Below are 15,903 nucleotides of genomic sequence, written 5' to 3' on the forward strand. Positions count from 1 at the left end.
CTGCCCCGGGTCTTACTGGGCCAGGGTCGGCGCGGGGGCGTTGAAGAACTTGGTGTAGAGTTCCGCGTAGCGGCCGCTGTCGATCTGCCAGAAGATGAAGTAGTTCAGCCAGTCGCGCAGGCCGTACTCGCCGCGCACCACGGCCATCGCGTTCCAGTCGGTGTTGCCGGGAACGGCGCAGCACAGGGCGATGCCCTCGGCGACCGGCGAGCCGATGAAGGCGGACATGTAGGCGTCGGTTTCGATGTAGGCATCTGCGCGGCCCTGGCGCAGCGCGGTGACCGCGTCGGCGTTGGTCGCGAGCGAAAGGTTGTCGCAGCCTTCGTCCCACTTGGCGCATTCGGCAAGGTAGGCGGTTTCGTTGATGGTGCCACGGACCACGGCGACGGTCTTGCCCTTCAGATCCTCGAACTGGGTCATCTCACCCGAGTCCTGCTTATAGGCGACGAACATCCGGCCCATGTTGTAGGGGCGGGTGAAGGTGACGGTCTTGGCGCGTTCCAGCGTGGCGGTGGTGCCCGCGACGGCAATGTCGGTGGTGCCCGCGATCAGCGACGGGATCCGCTGGGGTGCGGGGGTTTCGATGATCTCGAGCTCGACACCCATCGCGGTGGCGATGTCCTTGCAGGTCTCGACGTCGAAGCCCTGCGGGTCGCCATTGGAATCGCGGTAGCCCAGCGGCGGGTAGTCCAGCATCACGCCGCAGCGGAGGGTGCCGCTGGAGAGAATGTCGTCAAGCTTGTCTGCCTTGGCCTGACCGGCGCCGGCCAGCACTCCGGAGGCGACGAGGGCGGCCACCAGTGCCGCGTCGCGCAGCCGGGCCGCGGACGAAGAGAGAAGGTTGTTCATTGTCATTTCCCTGTTGGTGAACGGTGGGTCTGCCGATGGTTGCCCTGGCCATTCGTGGCGGGGGGACTGAGCAGCACTTTATGTAAACGTTGATCAGAATGACGTGTCAACGTTCGTGGCGGGAAAGTCGTGGATTTGCGTTGATCGCGCGATCTGATCGGAGAAAGAGAGCGATTTTCGCCTATTTTTTAATCATAAAGTGCCAAGTTATGCGATTTTCCGTTGAAATAACCTGTTCATGCGGTCCGAACGGATTCGGAACTCCAGGATGCTGTATCTGGCATCTGGGCTAGAAAACGATACTCATGATAACAAAGAAAAAGCCGCGCCGGGTGTCCGGCGCGGCAGGTGCTCGTGCGGTGATCAGGGGGGATCAGCGCAACGGGGAGTAAGAGGTCGGGGTCAGGATCCGGATGTTCTGGACATCGATCAGGCCGTCGATGGCGGCAAGGTAATCCGCCCACTCGGGATCGTTCAGCATGTTCGCCCGGCGTTCGCTGCGCTCGGCGTAATCGGCATAGCGCCACATCGCGACGACGTGGTTCAACTCGCCGATATCGGTGCTGAAAAAGCCGACCGGTTCGCCGAGATGACGCCGCTGCACGGGAAGGCCGAGCCGCTCATAAGCCTCGGTAAAGGCGCCGAGCTTGCCGGGACGGAGACGATAGTCGCGTTCTTCGAGAATCATCGGGGTCACCAGATCGAGGAGCCGCCGTCGACGGTCAGCATGGTGCCGTTGGCGTAACGGGCGCGGGGCGAAGCGAGCCAGACGATTGCAAAGGCGATGTCCTCGGGTTCGCCCCAGGTGTGCGAGGGGGAGCGTGCGCGCAGCCCTTCCTTGAAAGCCTCCGGGTCGGGCACCTCGGTCAGGATCTTGTCGTAGTAGTTCGACCAGATCACGCCGGGCGCGACCGAGTTCACGCGGATATTGTCGACTGAGAAGTCGAGTGCCATCGAGCGGGTCATGGCGGCCACGGCGCCCTTGGAGGCGACATAGGCGGCGCGGTCTCTGATCGCGACGGCCATTGCGATATTCGACGCAGTGTTGACGATCGCGCCGCCACCGCGCTTGCGGATTTCCGGTACGGCGTACTTGGTGCAGAGGAAGACGCCGTTCACGTTGACGTCCATGATGCCGTTCCAGTCGTCTTCGGCCGTGGTCTCGACAGTGCCGAGCATGCCGCGACCGGCGTTGTTCACCAGCACGTCGACGCCGCCAAACTCGGCGACGGTGAAGTCGATCAGGCGCTTGCAGTCTTCGGCCTTGGCCACGTCGATTTCGATCGACACGGCGTTGGAGCCAATCGACTCGGCCACGGCGCGCGCGGCCTCGCCGTTGTTGTCGGCAACGACGACCTTGGCCCCTTCTTCGGCGAAAAGCCGGGCAGTCGCTTCGCCGATCCCGGCGGCGGCGCCGGTGACGATCACGACCTTGTCGTTGAGTTGCATGTCCATATCAGAGCTCCAGGTTTGTAAAGTGCCGGAAGACGGCCTGCTCGGCGCTGAGAGCGGCAAGCCAGGAGGTCTTGGGGTTTTCCGGCAAGGGGTTGTTGTCGAGAATGATCCTGAACCGGCCAAAGGCGCCAATGGCCTCCAGTTCATGGGAATTGGTCTGCTGGTGCGGGTCGGCGACAAGGCGAACGCGGGTGCGGTCGAACCCCAGCCCGGCCAGTGCGACGGCGGCGGTCACGTTGGCATTCTTCGGGTACTCGGCCGCGGCGCTTGCGGCGTCGCCATTGAAGAACTCGGTGGGCTCCCGCAACGCATCGAGGTCCAGCAGGTGCTCGGCCGGGGTGCCTTTCCACGCGGGAGGTGGCTTGCGGCCGACGTAGGTGACCTCATCGAGGCCGGCGAGGGCGGCGGCGCGCAGCACGTCGAGGCCACCGATGGCGCCCGAGACCACGGTGGCGCGGGCCTTTCCGGTCTGCGCGGCCCTGTCGATGCGGTCGCGCGTCTGGCTGTCGGCCAGTGCGCCAACAGAGGCGATGATCACGTCGATCCCGGCCTCCAGCAGTTTGGGCACCACCTCGCGGACGGCGGAGTGACCGGCGCATTCCACGACGAGGTCAGGCTTTGCCGCGATCAGCTCCTGCGCGCTCTGCCAGAGGGTGAAGTTTGTTGTCGCCTCCTGATTGGTTGCCGACCGGACCAGAGCGCCGGACAGGCGGAGCGAGTCGGAATTCCGCGCCAGCCCGTCCTGCAGGGCGCGGGCCATTGCTCCGAAGCCGATGGATGCGATGGTCGGCAGGTTCACCCGGCGATCTCCCGGTGAAATGCCAGAACGGCCTCGGCATAGGGGGCCGGATAGCTTTTGGGAAAGAAGTGCCCGCCGCTCAGCTGCGCGAGGCGCGCGTTGGGGATCCGTTCGGCGAGCTGTTCGGAGCCGTGGAAGGGGATCAGCGCATCGTCCATCGCGCCGAGCACCAGTGCAGGGCAGGCGAAATCCGGCAGCCGGTCGTAGACGTCATGCTCGAGCAACATGTTGAGGCGGGCCAGCTGGATCGCCGGATCGGCCAGCTTGGCCTCTGCCGCCAAGACCTCGGCATCGAGTGCCTCAGCGCGCGATTCCATCCATTCGGCGTCGTAACCAAGGGCCTGTGTCAGCTTCTGGTAGGCCGCGCCGCCCGCATGCTGGAGGAGCGCGATGCGGGATTCGAACATGCGGCGGAAGCGCAGGTCGATGCGGGCCCATGTGCCCGAGAGGACGGTGCTGGCAATCCGCTCCGGTGCGTTCAACGCCATCGTCTGGGTGACGATGCCGCCGGTCGAATGGCCGACGAGGTGGACGGTGTCGAGGCCGAGCGCGTCGATCACGGCAAAGGTGTCATCGGCAATCCGGGGGATCGAATAACCGCTCTCGGGGCGGTCGCTCTGACCTGCGCCGCGATGGTCGATCAGGATGACGCTGTGCGTATCCGCCAGATAGGGCAGGAGGGGGCGCCAGAACCCGCTCTCGCCGCCAAGGCCGGGGATGAGGACGCAGGGCAGGCCCTCGCTGATTACTTCATAGTAGATGCGGCAGCCGTCGGTCGCGGTAACGTGAGGCATGGTCTCAGTCCGGGCTGCGCTGGTCTGCGGGTTGCGGCGCAAATGCGGTGCGGCGCTCGATCTCCAGAACGTCATCGGGGCGCGGGAAGGGGGTCGGGTCGGGTTGGCCGATCTCGACGGGGCGGCCCACCTGTTCGAAGAAGTCCTCGAGCCCGTTGGGCTGGATGAACCAGACCCAGTGCAGATCCGTGTCCTGCTGGGTGTTGATGAACATGTGGCGGCGGTTGCGACCGACAAAGATCGTGGTGTCGGGCAGCATCTCGTATTCCTGCCCTTCGACCACGGCGCGGCCATGCCCCGAGATGACGTGAATCACCTCGTCATGTTCGGGGTGCGAGTGTTCACGCACGTAGCTGTTGGGCGCGACGGTCTGGGTGCCGAGGCTGAAGGGCGTCTGCAGGTCGACGAAGGCCGGTGCGATCTTGACCGAGATCTGGCCGTTCGCGGGGGTCGGTTGCCAGAATGTCTTGCCCTCGTTCGGGCCGAGCACCATGACCTGGCCCAGGTTTTCTGCGGGGGCGGGCGCGTGGCCCGGGAGGCTGTTCTTCAGCATGGATCTGCTCCGTTCGGTCGTATCGGGTTGCGCGCCGGTCACCACATGTCCCCGAGGCGGAAGCCACGCGGGAAAGGGTCCGTCGGGTCGAGGACGTGCTGGTGATAACCGGTGACCCAGGCGCGGCCGGTGATGCGGGGGAGAATGGCGGGGGTGCCGCCCTCGGTGGTGATGCCTGCGACGTGGCCGGTGAACTCGGTGTCGATGATCGAGCGGTGCAGCAGGCGCTCGCCTTCGGCCAGTTCGCCCCGGGCGTGGAGCACGGCCATGCGGGCCGAGGTTCCCGTGCCGCAGGGCGAGCGGTCTATCCGGCCGGGCGAGACGATGACCGCATTGCGGGAGGTCAGGCCGCCCTCGATCCGCTCGATCGGGCCGGCAAAGAGGGTCTGGTTGATGGTGTGGATCTCGGGATTGACCGGGTGGATCGCCGGGATCTGTTCGGCAGCGGCGGCCTTGATGCGTTCGCCAAGCTCGACAAGGGCGCGGGCCTCGTCCGGGACGATGTCGAAGCCGAGCGCGGCGGCGTCGACCAGCACGTAGATCATGCCGCCGTAGGCCACATCCACGGTGATTTCGCCCAAGCCGGGCACATCGACCTTGGCGTCGAGCGCGAAGACGAAGGAGGGGACGTTGTCGAAGGTGACGCTCTCGCAGCTGCCGTTGTTGCAACGCGCCTCGACCGAGATCAGCCCGGCGGGGGCTTCCAGAGTGAGGCGGGTCACCGGCTCCTGCATCGCCACCATGCCGGTTTCGAGCGCGGCGGTGACCGTGCAGATGGTATTGGTGCCCGACATCGGGACGTAGAAGTCCGACTCCATGATCACGTAACCGAAGTCCGCCTCGGGCCGCGACGAGGGCAGGATCAGGTTCATGCAGAGGTTGGACTTTCCGCGCGGTTCGTTCAGCAGAAGCTGGCGCAGGTCATCGCCCTTGGTCTGTAGCCAGGTCATCTTTTCGAACATCGAGGTTCCGGGCACATCCAGCACGCCGCCGGTGATGACGTCATTGGCTTCGCCTTCGGCGTGCGCGCTGACCACGTTGATCATCCGAGATAGCCGCATGGGGGCCTCCGTCCTCGATTTCGGTATGCCTCTACTCGGAACAGAAAACGTTTTCTTGCGCAAGATGTATTCTGATCCGAGGCTGATTTTGAGGATTTCAGGCGGATATGCATAAATTTTAGGCATCCGGGTCTGGATAGCGGAGCGACGGTTTTGTGCCGAATTATAGCGAAGAATTTCACTTTATCATTTAATTTCAGCATTTTGATCGAGATGTCGCTCGCCGTCCTGGCTGAGTTTCCGGTGAAGGCTCGGAGGAAGTAGGTAGGGAGGTGATTTTCAACGCTTGCAGTGTTTTCTGTAAACGTTAATCATCGAGTCGGCCTGCCAACCGCTGTCCTGTCCAGGGATTCTGTGTTGGCGAGGTCGGGCGATACGGCGGTGAGAACCGCATTTGAACTGGGAATGCAATGACAGCAGAGACGGTGGTCATCGGCGGGGGCGCGATCGGGCTGGCACTGGCGCGCGATCTGCGCCTCAGGGGCAAGTCGGTGACGATGATCGAGCGCGACCCCGAGGGGTTCAATGCCTCCTGCGGGAACGCGGGCGGCTTCGGGGTCACCGAGGTGCTGCCGCTGGAAATGACCAACCTGCTGCGGAACCTGCCGCGCTGGCTGCTCGACCCGCTGGGCCCGGTCCGGGTCGGGGTGGGGCACCTGCCCTCGATGGTTCCGTTCATGGCGGGCATGGCAAAGACGATGCGCCCGGGCGAACGGGCGCGCATCAGCCGTGCGCTGTCGGCGCTGCTGTCACGGGCGCGGGCGGACTCGCTGCCGCTGATCGAGAGCCTCGGCCTGCGGTCGCAACTGCACGAGCGCGGCGCGCTCTGGGTCTACGAAACCCTTCAGGCGTTTCGGGCGGACGAGACCTCGCGCAACGAGCGGCGCGCGCTTGGCATCGAGATGCAGGAACTGAGCGCTGAGGAAGCCCGCGCGCTGGAGCCCGCGCTGGGGCCACGGGTTGTCGCGGGGGTGATGACCCCGCAATGGATGCACATGGACGATCCGGCCGAGGTGGTCCGCCGCCTGCGCGCCCAGGTGGTGGAGCAGGGTGTCGATGTCGTGACCGGCGAAGCGACCGCGATCAGCGGCAAGGCTGTCCTGCTGGCCGACGGGCGGAAGGTTCCGTTCGGGTCCGAGGTGATCGTGGCTGCCGGGGCATGGTCGGGGCAGCTTGCCCGGTCGGTCGGGGACCGCGTCGTGCTCGACAGCGAGCGGGGATACAACCGCACTATTCCCGGCGCGGATATCGGCCTGACCCGCGAGATCATCTTTGCCGAGCGCCATTTCGTGGCGACGCCGATGTCGGTTGGCCTGCGGATCGGCGGCGCGGCGGAGTTCAGAGGCCTGACGGGCAAGCCCGACTACCGGCGCAGCGCGGCGCTGGCCGAACTGGCCCGGCGCTACTTCCCCGGTCTCGAGACCACGGATGGCACCGACTGGATGGGGCACCGCCCGGCCACGCCGGATTCCCTGCCCGTCATGGGCGCCTCGGCCCGGCGCGGCGATGTCTATTATGCCTTCGGCCACGGCCATGTGGGGCTGACGCTTGCGGCGACCACGGCAACCCTGCTGGCCGACCTGGTGACAGGACGCGCGCCGGATGTCGACCTGACCCCCTACGCGATTTCGCGCTTCTCACGATGATCCCTTCGGAAATTCAAGGTACCCCCATGACCTCGCACTCCTTCTTCTGCATCGACGCCCACACCTGCGGAAACCCGGTCCGGCTTGTCGTCGGCGGTGCCCCGCAGCTGCGTGGCAAGACCATGGCCGACAAACGGGCCGAGTTTCTGGCCGAGCATGACTGGGTCCGCAAATCGCTGATGTTCGAGCCGCGCGGGCATGATGCCATGTCGGGCGCGATCCTCTATCCGACCCAGCGCGAGGACTGCGACCTCGGCTGGATCTTCATCGAGGTTTCGGGCTGCCTGCCGATGTGCGGGCATGGCACCATCGGCACCATCACCGCAGCGATCGAACATGGTCTCGTGACCCCGAAGGTGCCGGGGCGGCTTGCCGCCGAAGTGCCGGCGGGCCGGATCGAGATCGAGTACACCATGTCCGGTGATGGTCGCTTCGTCGACAGCGTGCGCCTGTTCAACGTGCCCGCCTATCTCCACGCCAAGGACGTCACCATCGACGTGCCGGGCCTTGGCGAGCTGACCGTCGATCTCTCCTACGGGGGCAACTACTACGTGATCATCGAGCCGCAGAAGAACTGGGCGGGCCTCGATGGGATGGACGTGGCGCAGATCGTCACGCTGAGCCCGGTGATCCGCGCGCTGGTGCAGGAGAAGGTCAAGCCGGTGCACCCGGAGGACCCGGCCATTCACGGGGTCAGCCACGTGATGTGGACGGATGCGCCGAAGCATCCCGAAGCCACTGCGCGCAATGCGGTATTCTTTGGCGAGCGTGGGATCGACAGGTCGCCCTGCGGCACCGGTACCTCGTCGCGGATGGCGCAGCTGCATGCGCGGGGCAAGCTGGAGGTGGGCAAGGATTTTGTCCACGAGAGCTATATCGGCACGCTGTTCCACGGCCGTATCGAGGGCACGGCGACCGTCGCCGGGCAGCCGGCCATCCGGCCGAGCGTTGCCGGCTGGGCGCGGGTGACCGGGCACAACACCATCATCGTCGACGAGCGCGACCCGCTCTGGGAGGGCTTTCAGCTGCTCTGAGCGCGCCCTCGACCGACCCCAGCCATTCGCCAAGAACAGGGAGACGACGATCATGAAACTGCTGGCCCGGATCAACGGGGGCATCACGTTTGTTGTCGGAGCACTGCTGCTCGTGGCGACGCTGTCGATCACGATCCAGATCGCGATCCGCTTCCTGCTCACCCGGTTCGGGCTCAACATCTCGGCCCCCTGGACCGAGGAACTGTGCCGGTACTGCATTACCTGGTCGGTGTTCCTCGGGGCGGGGGTGCTCTGTCGGGACGGGCGGCTGATCGCGGTCGACTTCCTCGTGCATGTCCTGCCGGTCAAGCCATCGATGGTGCTCGAAACCTTCTCGATCGCGATGACGCTGGTCTTCTTCGGGCTGACCGGCTGGCTCGGCTGGCAGCTGTTCCACGACGGGTTCAACGAGACCTCGCCGGTGATGCGGATCCCGATGGCCTATGTCTACGCCGCCGTGCCGCTTGGTGCCGTGCTGGCCGTGGCGAACGGCCTCGCCTTCATGGTCGACCGGCTGAGTTTTCCCGAGCGGCCCCACCCCTCGGAAGTGATGGAATAGGAGCCGACCATGACCTCATCGATCCTGGCGCTTATCGTCATGCTCGCGAGCGCGGTGCCGATTGCCGTGATCCTCGGGCTGTTCTCCATCGTCGGCCTGTGGATGATGGGCATCCCGCCGATTGCAGCGCTGCAATCCTCGCTCGAGAGCCTCGACAGCTTTTCCCTGATGGCGGTGCCCTTCTACGTGCTGGCCGGGAACATCATGCGGGCCGGGGGCATCTCGGACCGTCTGGTCGATTTCGCCAATGCCATCGTCGGCTGGTTCCGGGGCGGGCTGGGGGCGGCGGTGGTCCTGACCTGCATGTTCTTCGCGACGATCTCCGGCTCCTCCTCGGCCACCACGGCGGCGGTCGGCGGGATCACCGTGCCCGCGATGGTGAAGAAGCGTTACCCCAAGAACTTCTCGGCAGCGACGGTGGCCGCGGCGGGCGAACTGGGCGCGATCATCCCGCCCTCGCTGCCGATGATCGTCTACGCGCTGGTGATGGGCATCTCGGCCTCGGACCTGTTCATCGCCGGGATCGTACCGGGCATCCTGATCGGCCTGTCGCTGATGGCGGTGGTGATCGTCACCGCCCGGGTCAAGAAGTTCGACGAGATCCAGACCCTGACCTTTGGCGAATGGCGCGGCAACCTCTGGTACGCGAGCAAGCGCGCGGTCCCCGCCATGGTCATCCCGATCATCATTCTTGGCGGGATCTACTCCGGCAGCTTCACCCCGACGGAGGCTGCCGTGGTCGCGACCGTGGCGGGGTTCCTGATCTCCACGCTCGTGTTCCGCCAGATGGGCATGGCCGAGATCATCGAGACCTTCCGGCGCAGCGCGCTGACCTCGGCGGGGTTGCTGCTGATCGTCGCCTCGGCCTCGGCCTTCGGGTTCTTCCTGACGATCAACATGGTGCCGCAGACCGTGGGCAACTGGATCACCAGCATCTCGGACAACCCGGTGATGTTCCTTCTGATCGTGAACCTCGTGCTGTTCGCGACCGGCATGTTCATGGAGACGCTGGCGGCGATCATCGTGATCGGTCCGATCCTCGCGCCGGTCGCGCAGAACTACGGCATCGACCCGGTTCACTTCGGGCTGATCATGATCGCGAACCTTGCCACCGGCATGGTGACGCCGCCCGTTGGCGTGAACCTGTTCGTGGCCTGCGAGACCGCCGGGCTGCGGGTCGACCAGATCATCCGGCCGCTCCTGCTGTTCCTCGCGACGCTCATCTTCGACGTCTTCCTCATCACCTACGTCCCTGCGCTTTCGCAGATATTCCACTGAAGAAAGGATCCCCATGCTGAAGACATTCTCTCTCGCCGCGCTGTCGGTGACCCTGACCGCCGGCGCCCTCTGGGCCGATCCGGTCCAGCTCAAGATCGGTCACGTGCTGACCGAGGGCAGCAGCTACCACGTGGCCGCCGCCACCTTTGCCGAGGAACTGGAAAAGAGCGGCGAGTTCGAGGTCCAGATTTTCCCGCGCGGGCAACTGGGCGGCGAGGTCAAGATGATCCAGCTGGCCACGGTCGGCGCGCTCGACGTGGTGGTGACCGGCTCGGCGCCGGTGGAAAACACGGTGCCGCAGATGGGCCTGCTGGCGATGCCCTACCTGTTCGACGACCTTGCGCAGGCCGAAGACGTGCTGCGCGGTCCGGCGGGCGTCCACTTCCTCGACTACCTCTCGGAAAAGAAGCTGAAGGGCCTGACCTTCATCTCGGCGCTGGAGCGGAACGTGCTGACCTCGCAGAAAGAGATCGTGACGCCGGACGACATGGACGGCCTCAAGATCCGCGTGATCCAGGGCCCCGCCTTCATCGAGACCTACAAGGCGCTCGGCGCCCAGCCGACGCCGATGGCCTACTCGGAGCTTTACCTCGCCATGCAGAGCGGCGTGGTCGACGCGGCCGAAGCCTCGCCCGACACGATGATTGCCGACAAGTTCGTCGAGGTGTCGAAGTACTATACCCTGACCAAGGCGCAATACATGCCGGCGCTGATGTTGATGTCGGGCGCGAAGTACAACTCGCTGACCGACGCGCAGAAGGAGATCGTGGCTGCCGCATCGGACAAGGCTGCCGAGGCTGCCTTTGCCACCTACAACGACAGCTACAAGAAATCGATCGATGCGATGGCGGGCTTTGGCGTGACCGTGAAGGAAGTGGACGCCGCGCCCTTCGCCGAGAAGGCCCGTGCGGCATGGCCTGCGCTGATGTCGAGCATTCCCGGCTCCGAAGCTGATCTGAAGGTCATTCAGGACGCCAAGGGCGAGTAAGCTGCCGGACTGGTAGAATAGAATAGCGCGCTGCCGGATCCGGTCCGGCAGCGCGTCGTTTTTTGGGGGCAGGTGCAGAGGGGCTGCGGGTGCACGGAGCCGCCGCCGGGTATCCAGTTGTCCGTCATCTTTGCACGAGACTTCCCGGCATTTTCGCACTACCCCTGATACGCAATGCGTAAGGAGAACGGGATCATGGTGCGAATCGATGAGGTGGATCAGGAGATCATCCGGGAGCTTCAGGCTGACGGACGGGCCTCTCTGAGGGAGATTGCCCGCAAATTGGGCGTCGTCGAGGGCACCATCCGCGCGCGGCTCAAGCGGCTTCAGGACGAGGGGGTTCTGCGGATCATCGCCTTTGCGGATCCGGCCAAGCTGGGTCACGGGGCGATGAGTCTCGCCTTCCTTGAGGTTTCGCCCCAGCGGCACGACGCGGTGATCGAGGAACTGCTGGGCTGGTCCGAGATCAGCTATCTCTCTGAAACCCTGTCCGAAACCGGCATCTGCGCGCAGCTTGTCTGCCGGGATCAGGAAGAGCTGTGGGCCATCCGCCAGAAGATCGCGTCGCTGGAGGGGGTGAGCCGCATCCAGATGCTGCCCGAGGTGCGTGTTCACAAGATACGGTTCACGCAAGAAATCTGAACCAGCGTTTCCTCTGATTATTAGCCTCAAAAATACGCAATGCGTAATATATGACGCAACAGATCTATTGACTTCGTAAAACTTGGTCGCATGATTGAGCCAAGGCCCGGGTGTCGCCACCGGTCCGCACGTTCAATTCGGAGACCAAGATGCTTGATCAGAGCCAGATACCATCCAGCCCGCTGCCCGCGTTCGGTGGCCCCAAGCGAGAGGCCGCCGAGGCGGCGATGCGGCGCGCATGGTGGCCGGTCGCGCGGTCGGTCGACCTTGCCACACCGCAGCCCGCGATCCTGCTGGGCGAGCGGCTGGTCGTCTACCGGACCGAGAGCGGACGCGCCGTGGTGCAGTCGCGCCGGTGCCCGCATCGGGGCGGCGACATGTGCCAGGGCAAGGTGCACGGCGAGGCCATCGGCTGCCCCTATCACGGCTGGCAATTCTCGGCGGAGGATGGCGTCGTATCGCACGTGCCCTCGATGCCGGATCAGTCCAAGCGCCCGATGAAGGCGCAGCTGAAGACCTATCCGGTGATCGAGCAATGGGGCCACGTCTGGACCGCTCTCGAAGGGGAGGGCCCCGACTTCTACGAGGTGCCGGCCTGGGACGGGGTCACATTTGAATGGATGGCGGGAACGCCGCTTGATTCCGTGACCGGCGTTGCGGTCGCCATCGAGAACTTCCGCGATGTCGCGCATTTTCCCTTCGTGCATGAGGTCAGCATGGGGCCGACGCCGCATGTGGTGGAGCCCCTGCAGGTCAAGCGTGAAGGGCTGACGATCACCATGGATCGCCCGCTTCTGGCTGGTGCAGGCGACTGGGCGACCGACGGGAATTGCGACATGCATTACTTCTGTGCCGCGCCCGGAATCGCCACGATCACCTACGACTATCCTGACAAGGGCAAGCGCGTGGTGGTCGGGTTCCCCTCGCCGATGGCCTACGATCACGTGATGATCTTCTGGGGGGTCGCCAACGAGGTGGGCTTCAAGGGCGAAAGCCTCGAGGAATGCCTGCGGCTGGAGGAGATCGTCTATCGCGAGGACTTGCCGATCGCCGGGGCGCTCGAGCCGCGCGAGGTCGACTGGGATGGCGGTTACGAAGAGCATTCGGTGCCGGCCGACCTGTTCACCCTGAACTATCGCCGGGCCTTCAACGAGTTCGTGACGCGAACCCTCGCGCCCGCCGGGTCGTGAGATGACGGTGGCGTTCGATCATACGCGCCGGGCGGGAACGGAGAGCGGGCAGTGTACTGCCCGCATCCTCCAAATGCGCCTCGAGGCGGAAGGCGTGGTTTCCATCGACCTTGCGCCGGTGGATCATGCGCTGGTGCCCTGGACGCCGGGCGCGCATATCGACCTCGTGCTGCCCTCGGGTACGGTGCGCCAGTATTCGCTGTGCAACGGCCCGCAGGACGGGGTCTATCGCGTCGCCGTGCTGCGACAGGATCAGGGGCGGGGCGGCTCGCGCGAGGTGCACGACGGCCTGCGGATCGGTCAGGTTCTGACCATCAGCCCGCCGCGCAACGCCTTCGAACTGGTGCCCTCCGCGCGATATGTCTTCGTCGCCGGGGGTATCGGGATCACGCCGATCCTGCCGATGATCGCCGCAGCCGAGCGGGCCGGTGCGGACTGGCGGCTGGTTTATGGCGGTCGGCGGCACGCCAGCATGGCCTTCACTGCCGAACTGGCGGGCTATGGCGGCGAGCAGGTCGACCTCCGCACCGACGATGGCGTCGGGCCGATCGACGTCGCGCGGCTGGTTCAGCAATCAGACGGGGCGAAGGTTTTTGCCTGCGGACCGCTGGGGCTGCTGGATGCGCTTGAAGCGGCGTTCGGCGCGGCAGGCCGGTCGGACGATCTGCACCTCGAACGTTTCTCGGCCGCAGCAAAGCCCCTGCCGGGCGACGGGACCTTTCGGGTGAACCTCGCCAGGAGTGGTGGCCATGTCGATGTGCCGCCCGGCCAGTCGATCCTCGAAGCCCTGCGCGCGGCGGGCGTGGATACCCCCTGTTCGTGCGAGCAGGGTTTCTGCGGCACCTGCGAAACCCGTGTTCTGGCGGGAGAGCCCGATCACCGCGACGACCTGCTGACCGAGGAAGAGCGGGCACGGGGCGACGTGATGATGCCCTGCGTCTCACGTTCGAAAACGCCCGAGCTGACGCTCGATCTGTAAGGTCCCGGCGGCCTAACCCGCCGGGGGTATTCAGCGAAATGAAGAACGAAACAACACTGACAGAAGTCGAAGTTGCCGGAGATGCGAAGAAGATGACAAGCGGAACGGTCAGCCAGAAGATCGCCATCGTGACGGGCGCGGGCAGCGGGATCGGCCGTGCCGTGGCCGAGCGGCTGGCGGCGGAAGGGGCGGTGGTTCACCTTGTCGATCTGAACGCCGACAGCCTTGCCGAGACCAGCCGCCGCATTGGCGGGGTGGCGGGCACCCATGTTCTCGACGTGCGCGATGCCGACGGGTGGGATGCGCTGCTCGACGAGGTCATGGCGACGCACGGCAGGCTCGACGTTCTCGCGAACTGCGCCGGGATCCAGCTGACCCGCGGGTTGCTGGAGACCTCTATCGAGGATTTCCGGCAGGTCATGGGCGTCAACGCCGAGAGCGTGTTCCTGGGCACCCGGGCGGCGGTGCGGGCGATGCTGCCGGCGGGGCAGGGGTCGATCATCAACATCGCCTCGAACTTTGCCAACATCGCGGACGGGCTGAACACGGCCTATTGCGCCTCCAAGGCGGCGGTCGCGCATTTCACCAAGGCCGCCGCGCTCGACTGCGCGCAGCGGGGGACACGGATCCGGGTCAACTCGATCCACCCGGGCTGTATCGCGACGCCAATGCTGGAGCGCGAGATCGAGGATGTCGCGGCGCGCCGTGGCGATCCGGACACCAGCGCCGTGCGCGCCGAGTGGGACGCCCTCGCCCCTCTCGGGATCGGCACTGCCGAAGAGATCGCATGGACCGCGCTGCACCTAGCGTCCGACCACTCCACCTACACCACCGGCGCGGAATTCGTCGTCGACGGGGGCCACATCATACGGTGATGGGCCGAAGACAAACCAAGAAAATAACCCGACAGGAGAGACTGATGACCACCACCAACAAGACTGGAACCCCAGGCACCAACGGGACTTACCAGAGCGGTCTGCGCTTCTCGCGCCGCTTCTTCATGGCGGGCGCGGCCACGGCCGGGGCCGCCTGCGGGCTCGGTATCGCACCGGCCCATGCCGGGCGCGGCGACGTCGCCTTCCTCGGGTGGGAGGGCTACGACGGCGCCTTCAAGGCCGACGACCTGCTGGCCGAGGCAGGGGCGAGCTTTCAGCCGACTTACATCGCCGCCATCGAGGATATCATCACCAAGCTGCGCTCGGGGGGCATCGGTTCGGTCGACCTGACCACGCTTATCCATCAGTATGTCGGTTTTTCGGCCCAGAGCGGCCTGCTCGACCCCATCGACGAGAGCCTGGTGCCGAACATCGCGCAGATGCATCCGCGCTTCCAACAGCTGGACGAGCTGCTGCGGGTCGATGGCAAACTCTATGCGCTGCCCTTCACCTACAGCTCCATTCCGCTGCTCTACAACCCGGAGAAGGTCGAGGTGCCGACCTCGTGGCGGGCGCTGCTCGATCCGGCGATGAAGGGCCGGGTCGTCGGCTTCCCCGATGTGATGAGCATGATCGTGACCTGGTCGCGGGTGGCCAACGAAGGCATCGAGGACCCGACGCGGATGACCCGTGAACAGCTCGACAAGACCGTCGAGATCATGGTGCAGCTCAAGGAGAACTCGCGCACGGTTCCGTCGAGCCTCGGCGAGATCTCGGACATGTTCGGCCGTGGCGAGATCGACATGGCGATGGGCTGGGAGCCGATGCTGACCTGGGTCGAGGGAACGGGCGTGACGCTCAAGATCGCGTCGCCGGTCGAGGGCACTTTCGCCTATTTCGACACGGTGAACATCGCCAAGGACGCGCCCAATCGCGACCTCGATCACGCGCTGATCAACCACGGGCTGGCCGCCGAGACCCAGAAGGCATTTGCCGAGCAGAACATCCTCGGGATCGTGAACACCGAGGCGATGGGCATGGTCGAGAACCCGCTGGTGTCCGAAATCTACGGCTTTGACGAGATCGAGGGCTACTTCGGCGACAAGTTCCTGCCGGGCATGTTCCCGCTGGAACCCGAGGGCGACTTCGTGTCCTGGGACGAGGTTCTCGGGGCCTACGAAACCTATCAGCGAGCCTGAGG

Annotated in this window: 17 protein-coding genes; 10 read left to right on the plus strand and 7 right to left on the minus strand. The window is 65.1% G+C overall.

What is annotated here, in order from left to right; translation table 11 throughout:
* Positions 1-12: 12 nt before the first annotated feature.
* The 7 genes from DDT93_RS16585 to DDT93_RS16615 all read right to left on the minus strand — a co-directional run bounded on the left by DDT93_RS16585 (position 13) and on the right by DDT93_RS16615 (position 5,511).
* On the minus strand, positions 13-849 hold the full coding sequence (locus DDT93_RS16585) for a transporter substrate-binding domain-containing protein (protein ID WP_157960203.1): 837 nt from the start codon (positions 847-849) through the stop codon (positions 13-15).
* Between the two features lie 373 nt (positions 850-1,222).
* Entirely contained in the window at positions 1,223-1,537 is a 315-nt protein-coding gene (locus tag DDT93_RS16590) for an NIPSNAP family protein (RefSeq protein ID WP_109466988.1), read from the minus strand.
* Between the two features lie 5 nt (positions 1,538-1,542).
* Positions 1,543-2,304 carry an SDR family oxidoreductase gene (locus DDT93_RS16595; RefSeq protein ID WP_198654878.1) on the minus strand — a complete coding sequence of 254 codons (762 nt, stop codon included), beginning with the start codon at positions 2,302-2,304 and terminating at the stop codon, positions 1,543-1,545.
* Between the two features lies 1 nt (position 2,305).
* A complete protein-coding gene (locus tag DDT93_RS16600) occupies positions 2,306-3,103 on the minus strand; it encodes an aspartate dehydrogenase (protein WP_109466989.1) in 798 nt (265 codons plus the stop codon).
* Positions 3,100-3,897, minus strand: a complete 798-nt coding sequence (locus tag DDT93_RS16605; RefSeq protein WP_109466990.1) for an alpha/beta fold hydrolase — start codon at positions 3,895-3,897, stop codon at positions 3,100-3,102. Before DDT93_RS16605 ends, DDT93_RS16600 begins: the two co-directional genes overlap by 4 nt.
* Before the next feature lie 4 nt (positions 3,898-3,901).
* The gene (locus tag DDT93_RS16610; protein ID WP_109466991.1) at positions 3,902-4,450 is read right to left on the minus strand and encodes a cupin domain-containing protein; all 549 of its coding nucleotides are present in this window, start codon (positions 4,448-4,450) and stop codon (positions 3,902-3,904) included.
* Between the two features lie 38 nt (positions 4,451-4,488).
* Positions 4,489-5,511, minus strand: a complete 1,023-nt coding sequence (locus DDT93_RS16615) for a proline racemase family protein (RefSeq protein WP_109466992.1) — start codon at positions 5,509-5,511, stop codon at positions 4,489-4,491.
* A gap of 410 nt (positions 5,512-5,921) precedes the next feature.
* Here DDT93_RS16615 and DDT93_RS16620 point away from each other — a divergent pair, with 410 nt between their 5' ends.
* The 10 genes from DDT93_RS16620 (at position 5,922) to DDT93_RS16665 (ending at position 15,901) form a co-directional block, all read left to right on the plus strand.
* Positions 5,922-7,157, plus strand: coding sequence for an NAD(P)/FAD-dependent oxidoreductase (locus tag DDT93_RS16620; protein WP_109466993.1), 1,236 nt, complete (start codon positions 5,922-5,924; stop codon positions 7,155-7,157).
* Between the two features lie 26 nt (positions 7,158-7,183).
* Positions 7,184-8,191 carry a 4-hydroxyproline epimerase gene (locus DDT93_RS16625; RefSeq protein WP_109466994.1) on the plus strand — a complete coding sequence of 336 codons (1,008 nt, stop codon included), beginning with the start codon at positions 7,184-7,186 and terminating at the stop codon, positions 8,189-8,191.
* Positions 8,192-8,243: 52 nt separating this feature from the next.
* On the plus strand, positions 8,244-8,750 hold the full coding sequence (locus tag DDT93_RS16630) for a TRAP transporter small permease (protein WP_109466995.1): 507 nt from the start codon (positions 8,244-8,246) through the stop codon (positions 8,748-8,750).
* A 9-nt stretch (positions 8,751-8,759) separates the two neighbouring features.
* Positions 8,760-10,028, plus strand: a complete 1,269-nt coding sequence (locus tag DDT93_RS16635; protein WP_109466996.1) for a TRAP transporter large permease — start codon at positions 8,760-8,762, stop codon at positions 10,026-10,028.
* A 13-nt stretch (positions 10,029-10,041) separates the two neighbouring features.
* Positions 10,042-11,016 (plus strand): TRAP transporter substrate-binding protein, encoded by a 975-nt coding sequence (locus DDT93_RS16640; RefSeq protein ID WP_109466997.1) that lies wholly within the window; start codon positions 10,042-10,044, stop codon positions 11,014-11,016.
* Positions 11,017-11,211: 195 nt separating this feature from the next.
* Entirely contained in the window at positions 11,212-11,658 is a 447-nt protein-coding gene (locus tag DDT93_RS16645) for an Lrp/AsnC family transcriptional regulator (protein ID WP_109466998.1), read from the plus strand.
* Positions 11,659-11,807: 149 nt separating this feature from the next.
* Entirely contained in the window at positions 11,808-12,848 is a 1,041-nt protein-coding gene (locus tag DDT93_RS16650) for a Rieske 2Fe-2S domain-containing protein (protein WP_198654879.1), read from the plus strand.
* Positions 12,849-12,921: 73 nt separating this feature from the next.
* On the plus strand, positions 12,922-13,827 hold the full coding sequence (locus tag DDT93_RS16655) for a PDR/VanB family oxidoreductase (RefSeq protein ID WP_109466999.1): 906 nt from the start codon (positions 12,922-12,924) through the stop codon (positions 13,825-13,827).
* 92 nt (positions 13,828-13,919) lie between these two features.
* Complete coding sequence (locus DDT93_RS16660) at positions 13,920-14,702, plus strand: SDR family NAD(P)-dependent oxidoreductase (RefSeq protein WP_157960204.1); 783 nt, start codon at positions 13,920-13,922, stop codon at positions 14,700-14,702.
* A gap of 44 nt (positions 14,703-14,746) precedes the next feature.
* Entirely contained in the window at positions 14,747-15,901 is a 1,155-nt protein-coding gene (locus DDT93_RS16665) for an ABC transporter substrate-binding protein (RefSeq protein WP_157960205.1), read from the plus strand.
* Positions 15,902-15,903: the final 2 nt, after the last annotated feature.

It is taken from the genome of Albibacillus kandeliae (genome assembly GCF_003116585.1).
GTDB classification, from domain to species: domain Bacteria; phylum Pseudomonadota; class Alphaproteobacteria; order Rhodobacterales; family Rhodobacteraceae; genus Albibacillus; species Albibacillus kandeliae.

Bases quoted from the DNA above. Each gene is read 5' to 3' on its own strand.
- DDT93_RS16585 (WP_157960203.1), bottom strand. From the start codon at position 849: ATGAACAACCTTCTCTCTTCGTCCGCGGCCCGGCTGCGCGACGCGGCA.
- DDT93_RS16590 (WP_109466988.1), bottom strand. From the start codon at position 1,537: ATGATTCTCGAAGAACGCGACTATCGTCTCCGTCCCGGCAAGCTCGGC.
- DDT93_RS16595 (WP_198654878.1), bottom strand. From the start codon at position 2,304: ATGGACATGCAACTCAACGACAAGGTCGTGATCGTCACCGGCGCCGCC.
- DDT93_RS16605 (WP_109466990.1), bottom strand. From the start codon at position 3,897: ATGCCTCACGTTACCGCGACCGACGGCTGCCGCATCTACTATGAAGTA.
- DDT93_RS16610 (WP_109466991.1), bottom strand. From the start codon at position 4,450: ATGCTGAAGAACAGCCTCCCGGGCCACGCGCCCGCCCCCGCAGAAAAC.
- DDT93_RS16615 (WP_109466992.1), bottom strand. From the start codon at position 5,511: ATGCGGCTATCTCGGATGATCAACGTGGTCAGCGCGCACGCCGAAGGC.
- DDT93_RS16620 (WP_109466993.1), top strand. From the start codon at position 5,922: ATGACAGCAGAGACGGTGGTCATCGGCGGGGGCGCGATCGGGCTGGCA.
- DDT93_RS16625 (WP_109466994.1), top strand. From the start codon at position 7,184: ATGACCTCGCACTCCTTCTTCTGCATCGACGCCCACACCTGCGGAAAC.
- DDT93_RS16630 (WP_109466995.1), top strand. From the start codon at position 8,244: ATGAAACTGCTGGCCCGGATCAACGGGGGCATCACGTTTGTTGTCGGA.
- DDT93_RS16635 (WP_109466996.1), top strand. From the start codon at position 8,760: ATGACCTCATCGATCCTGGCGCTTATCGTCATGCTCGCGAGCGCGGTG.
- DDT93_RS16640 (WP_109466997.1), top strand. From the start codon at position 10,042: ATGCTGAAGACATTCTCTCTCGCCGCGCTGTCGGTGACCCTGACCGCC.
- DDT93_RS16645 (WP_109466998.1), top strand. From the start codon at position 11,212: ATGGTGCGAATCGATGAGGTGGATCAGGAGATCATCCGGGAGCTTCAG.
- DDT93_RS16650 (WP_198654879.1), top strand. From the start codon at position 11,808: ATGCTTGATCAGAGCCAGATACCATCCAGCCCGCTGCCCGCGTTCGGT.
- DDT93_RS16655 (WP_109466999.1), top strand. From the start codon at position 12,922: ATGCGCCTCGAGGCGGAAGGCGTGGTTTCCATCGACCTTGCGCCGGTG.
- DDT93_RS16660 (WP_157960204.1), top strand. From the start codon at position 13,920: ATGACAAGCGGAACGGTCAGCCAGAAGATCGCCATCGTGACGGGCGCG.
- DDT93_RS16665 (WP_157960205.1), top strand. From the start codon at position 14,747: ATGACCACCACCAACAAGACTGGAACCCCAGGCACCAACGGGACTTAC.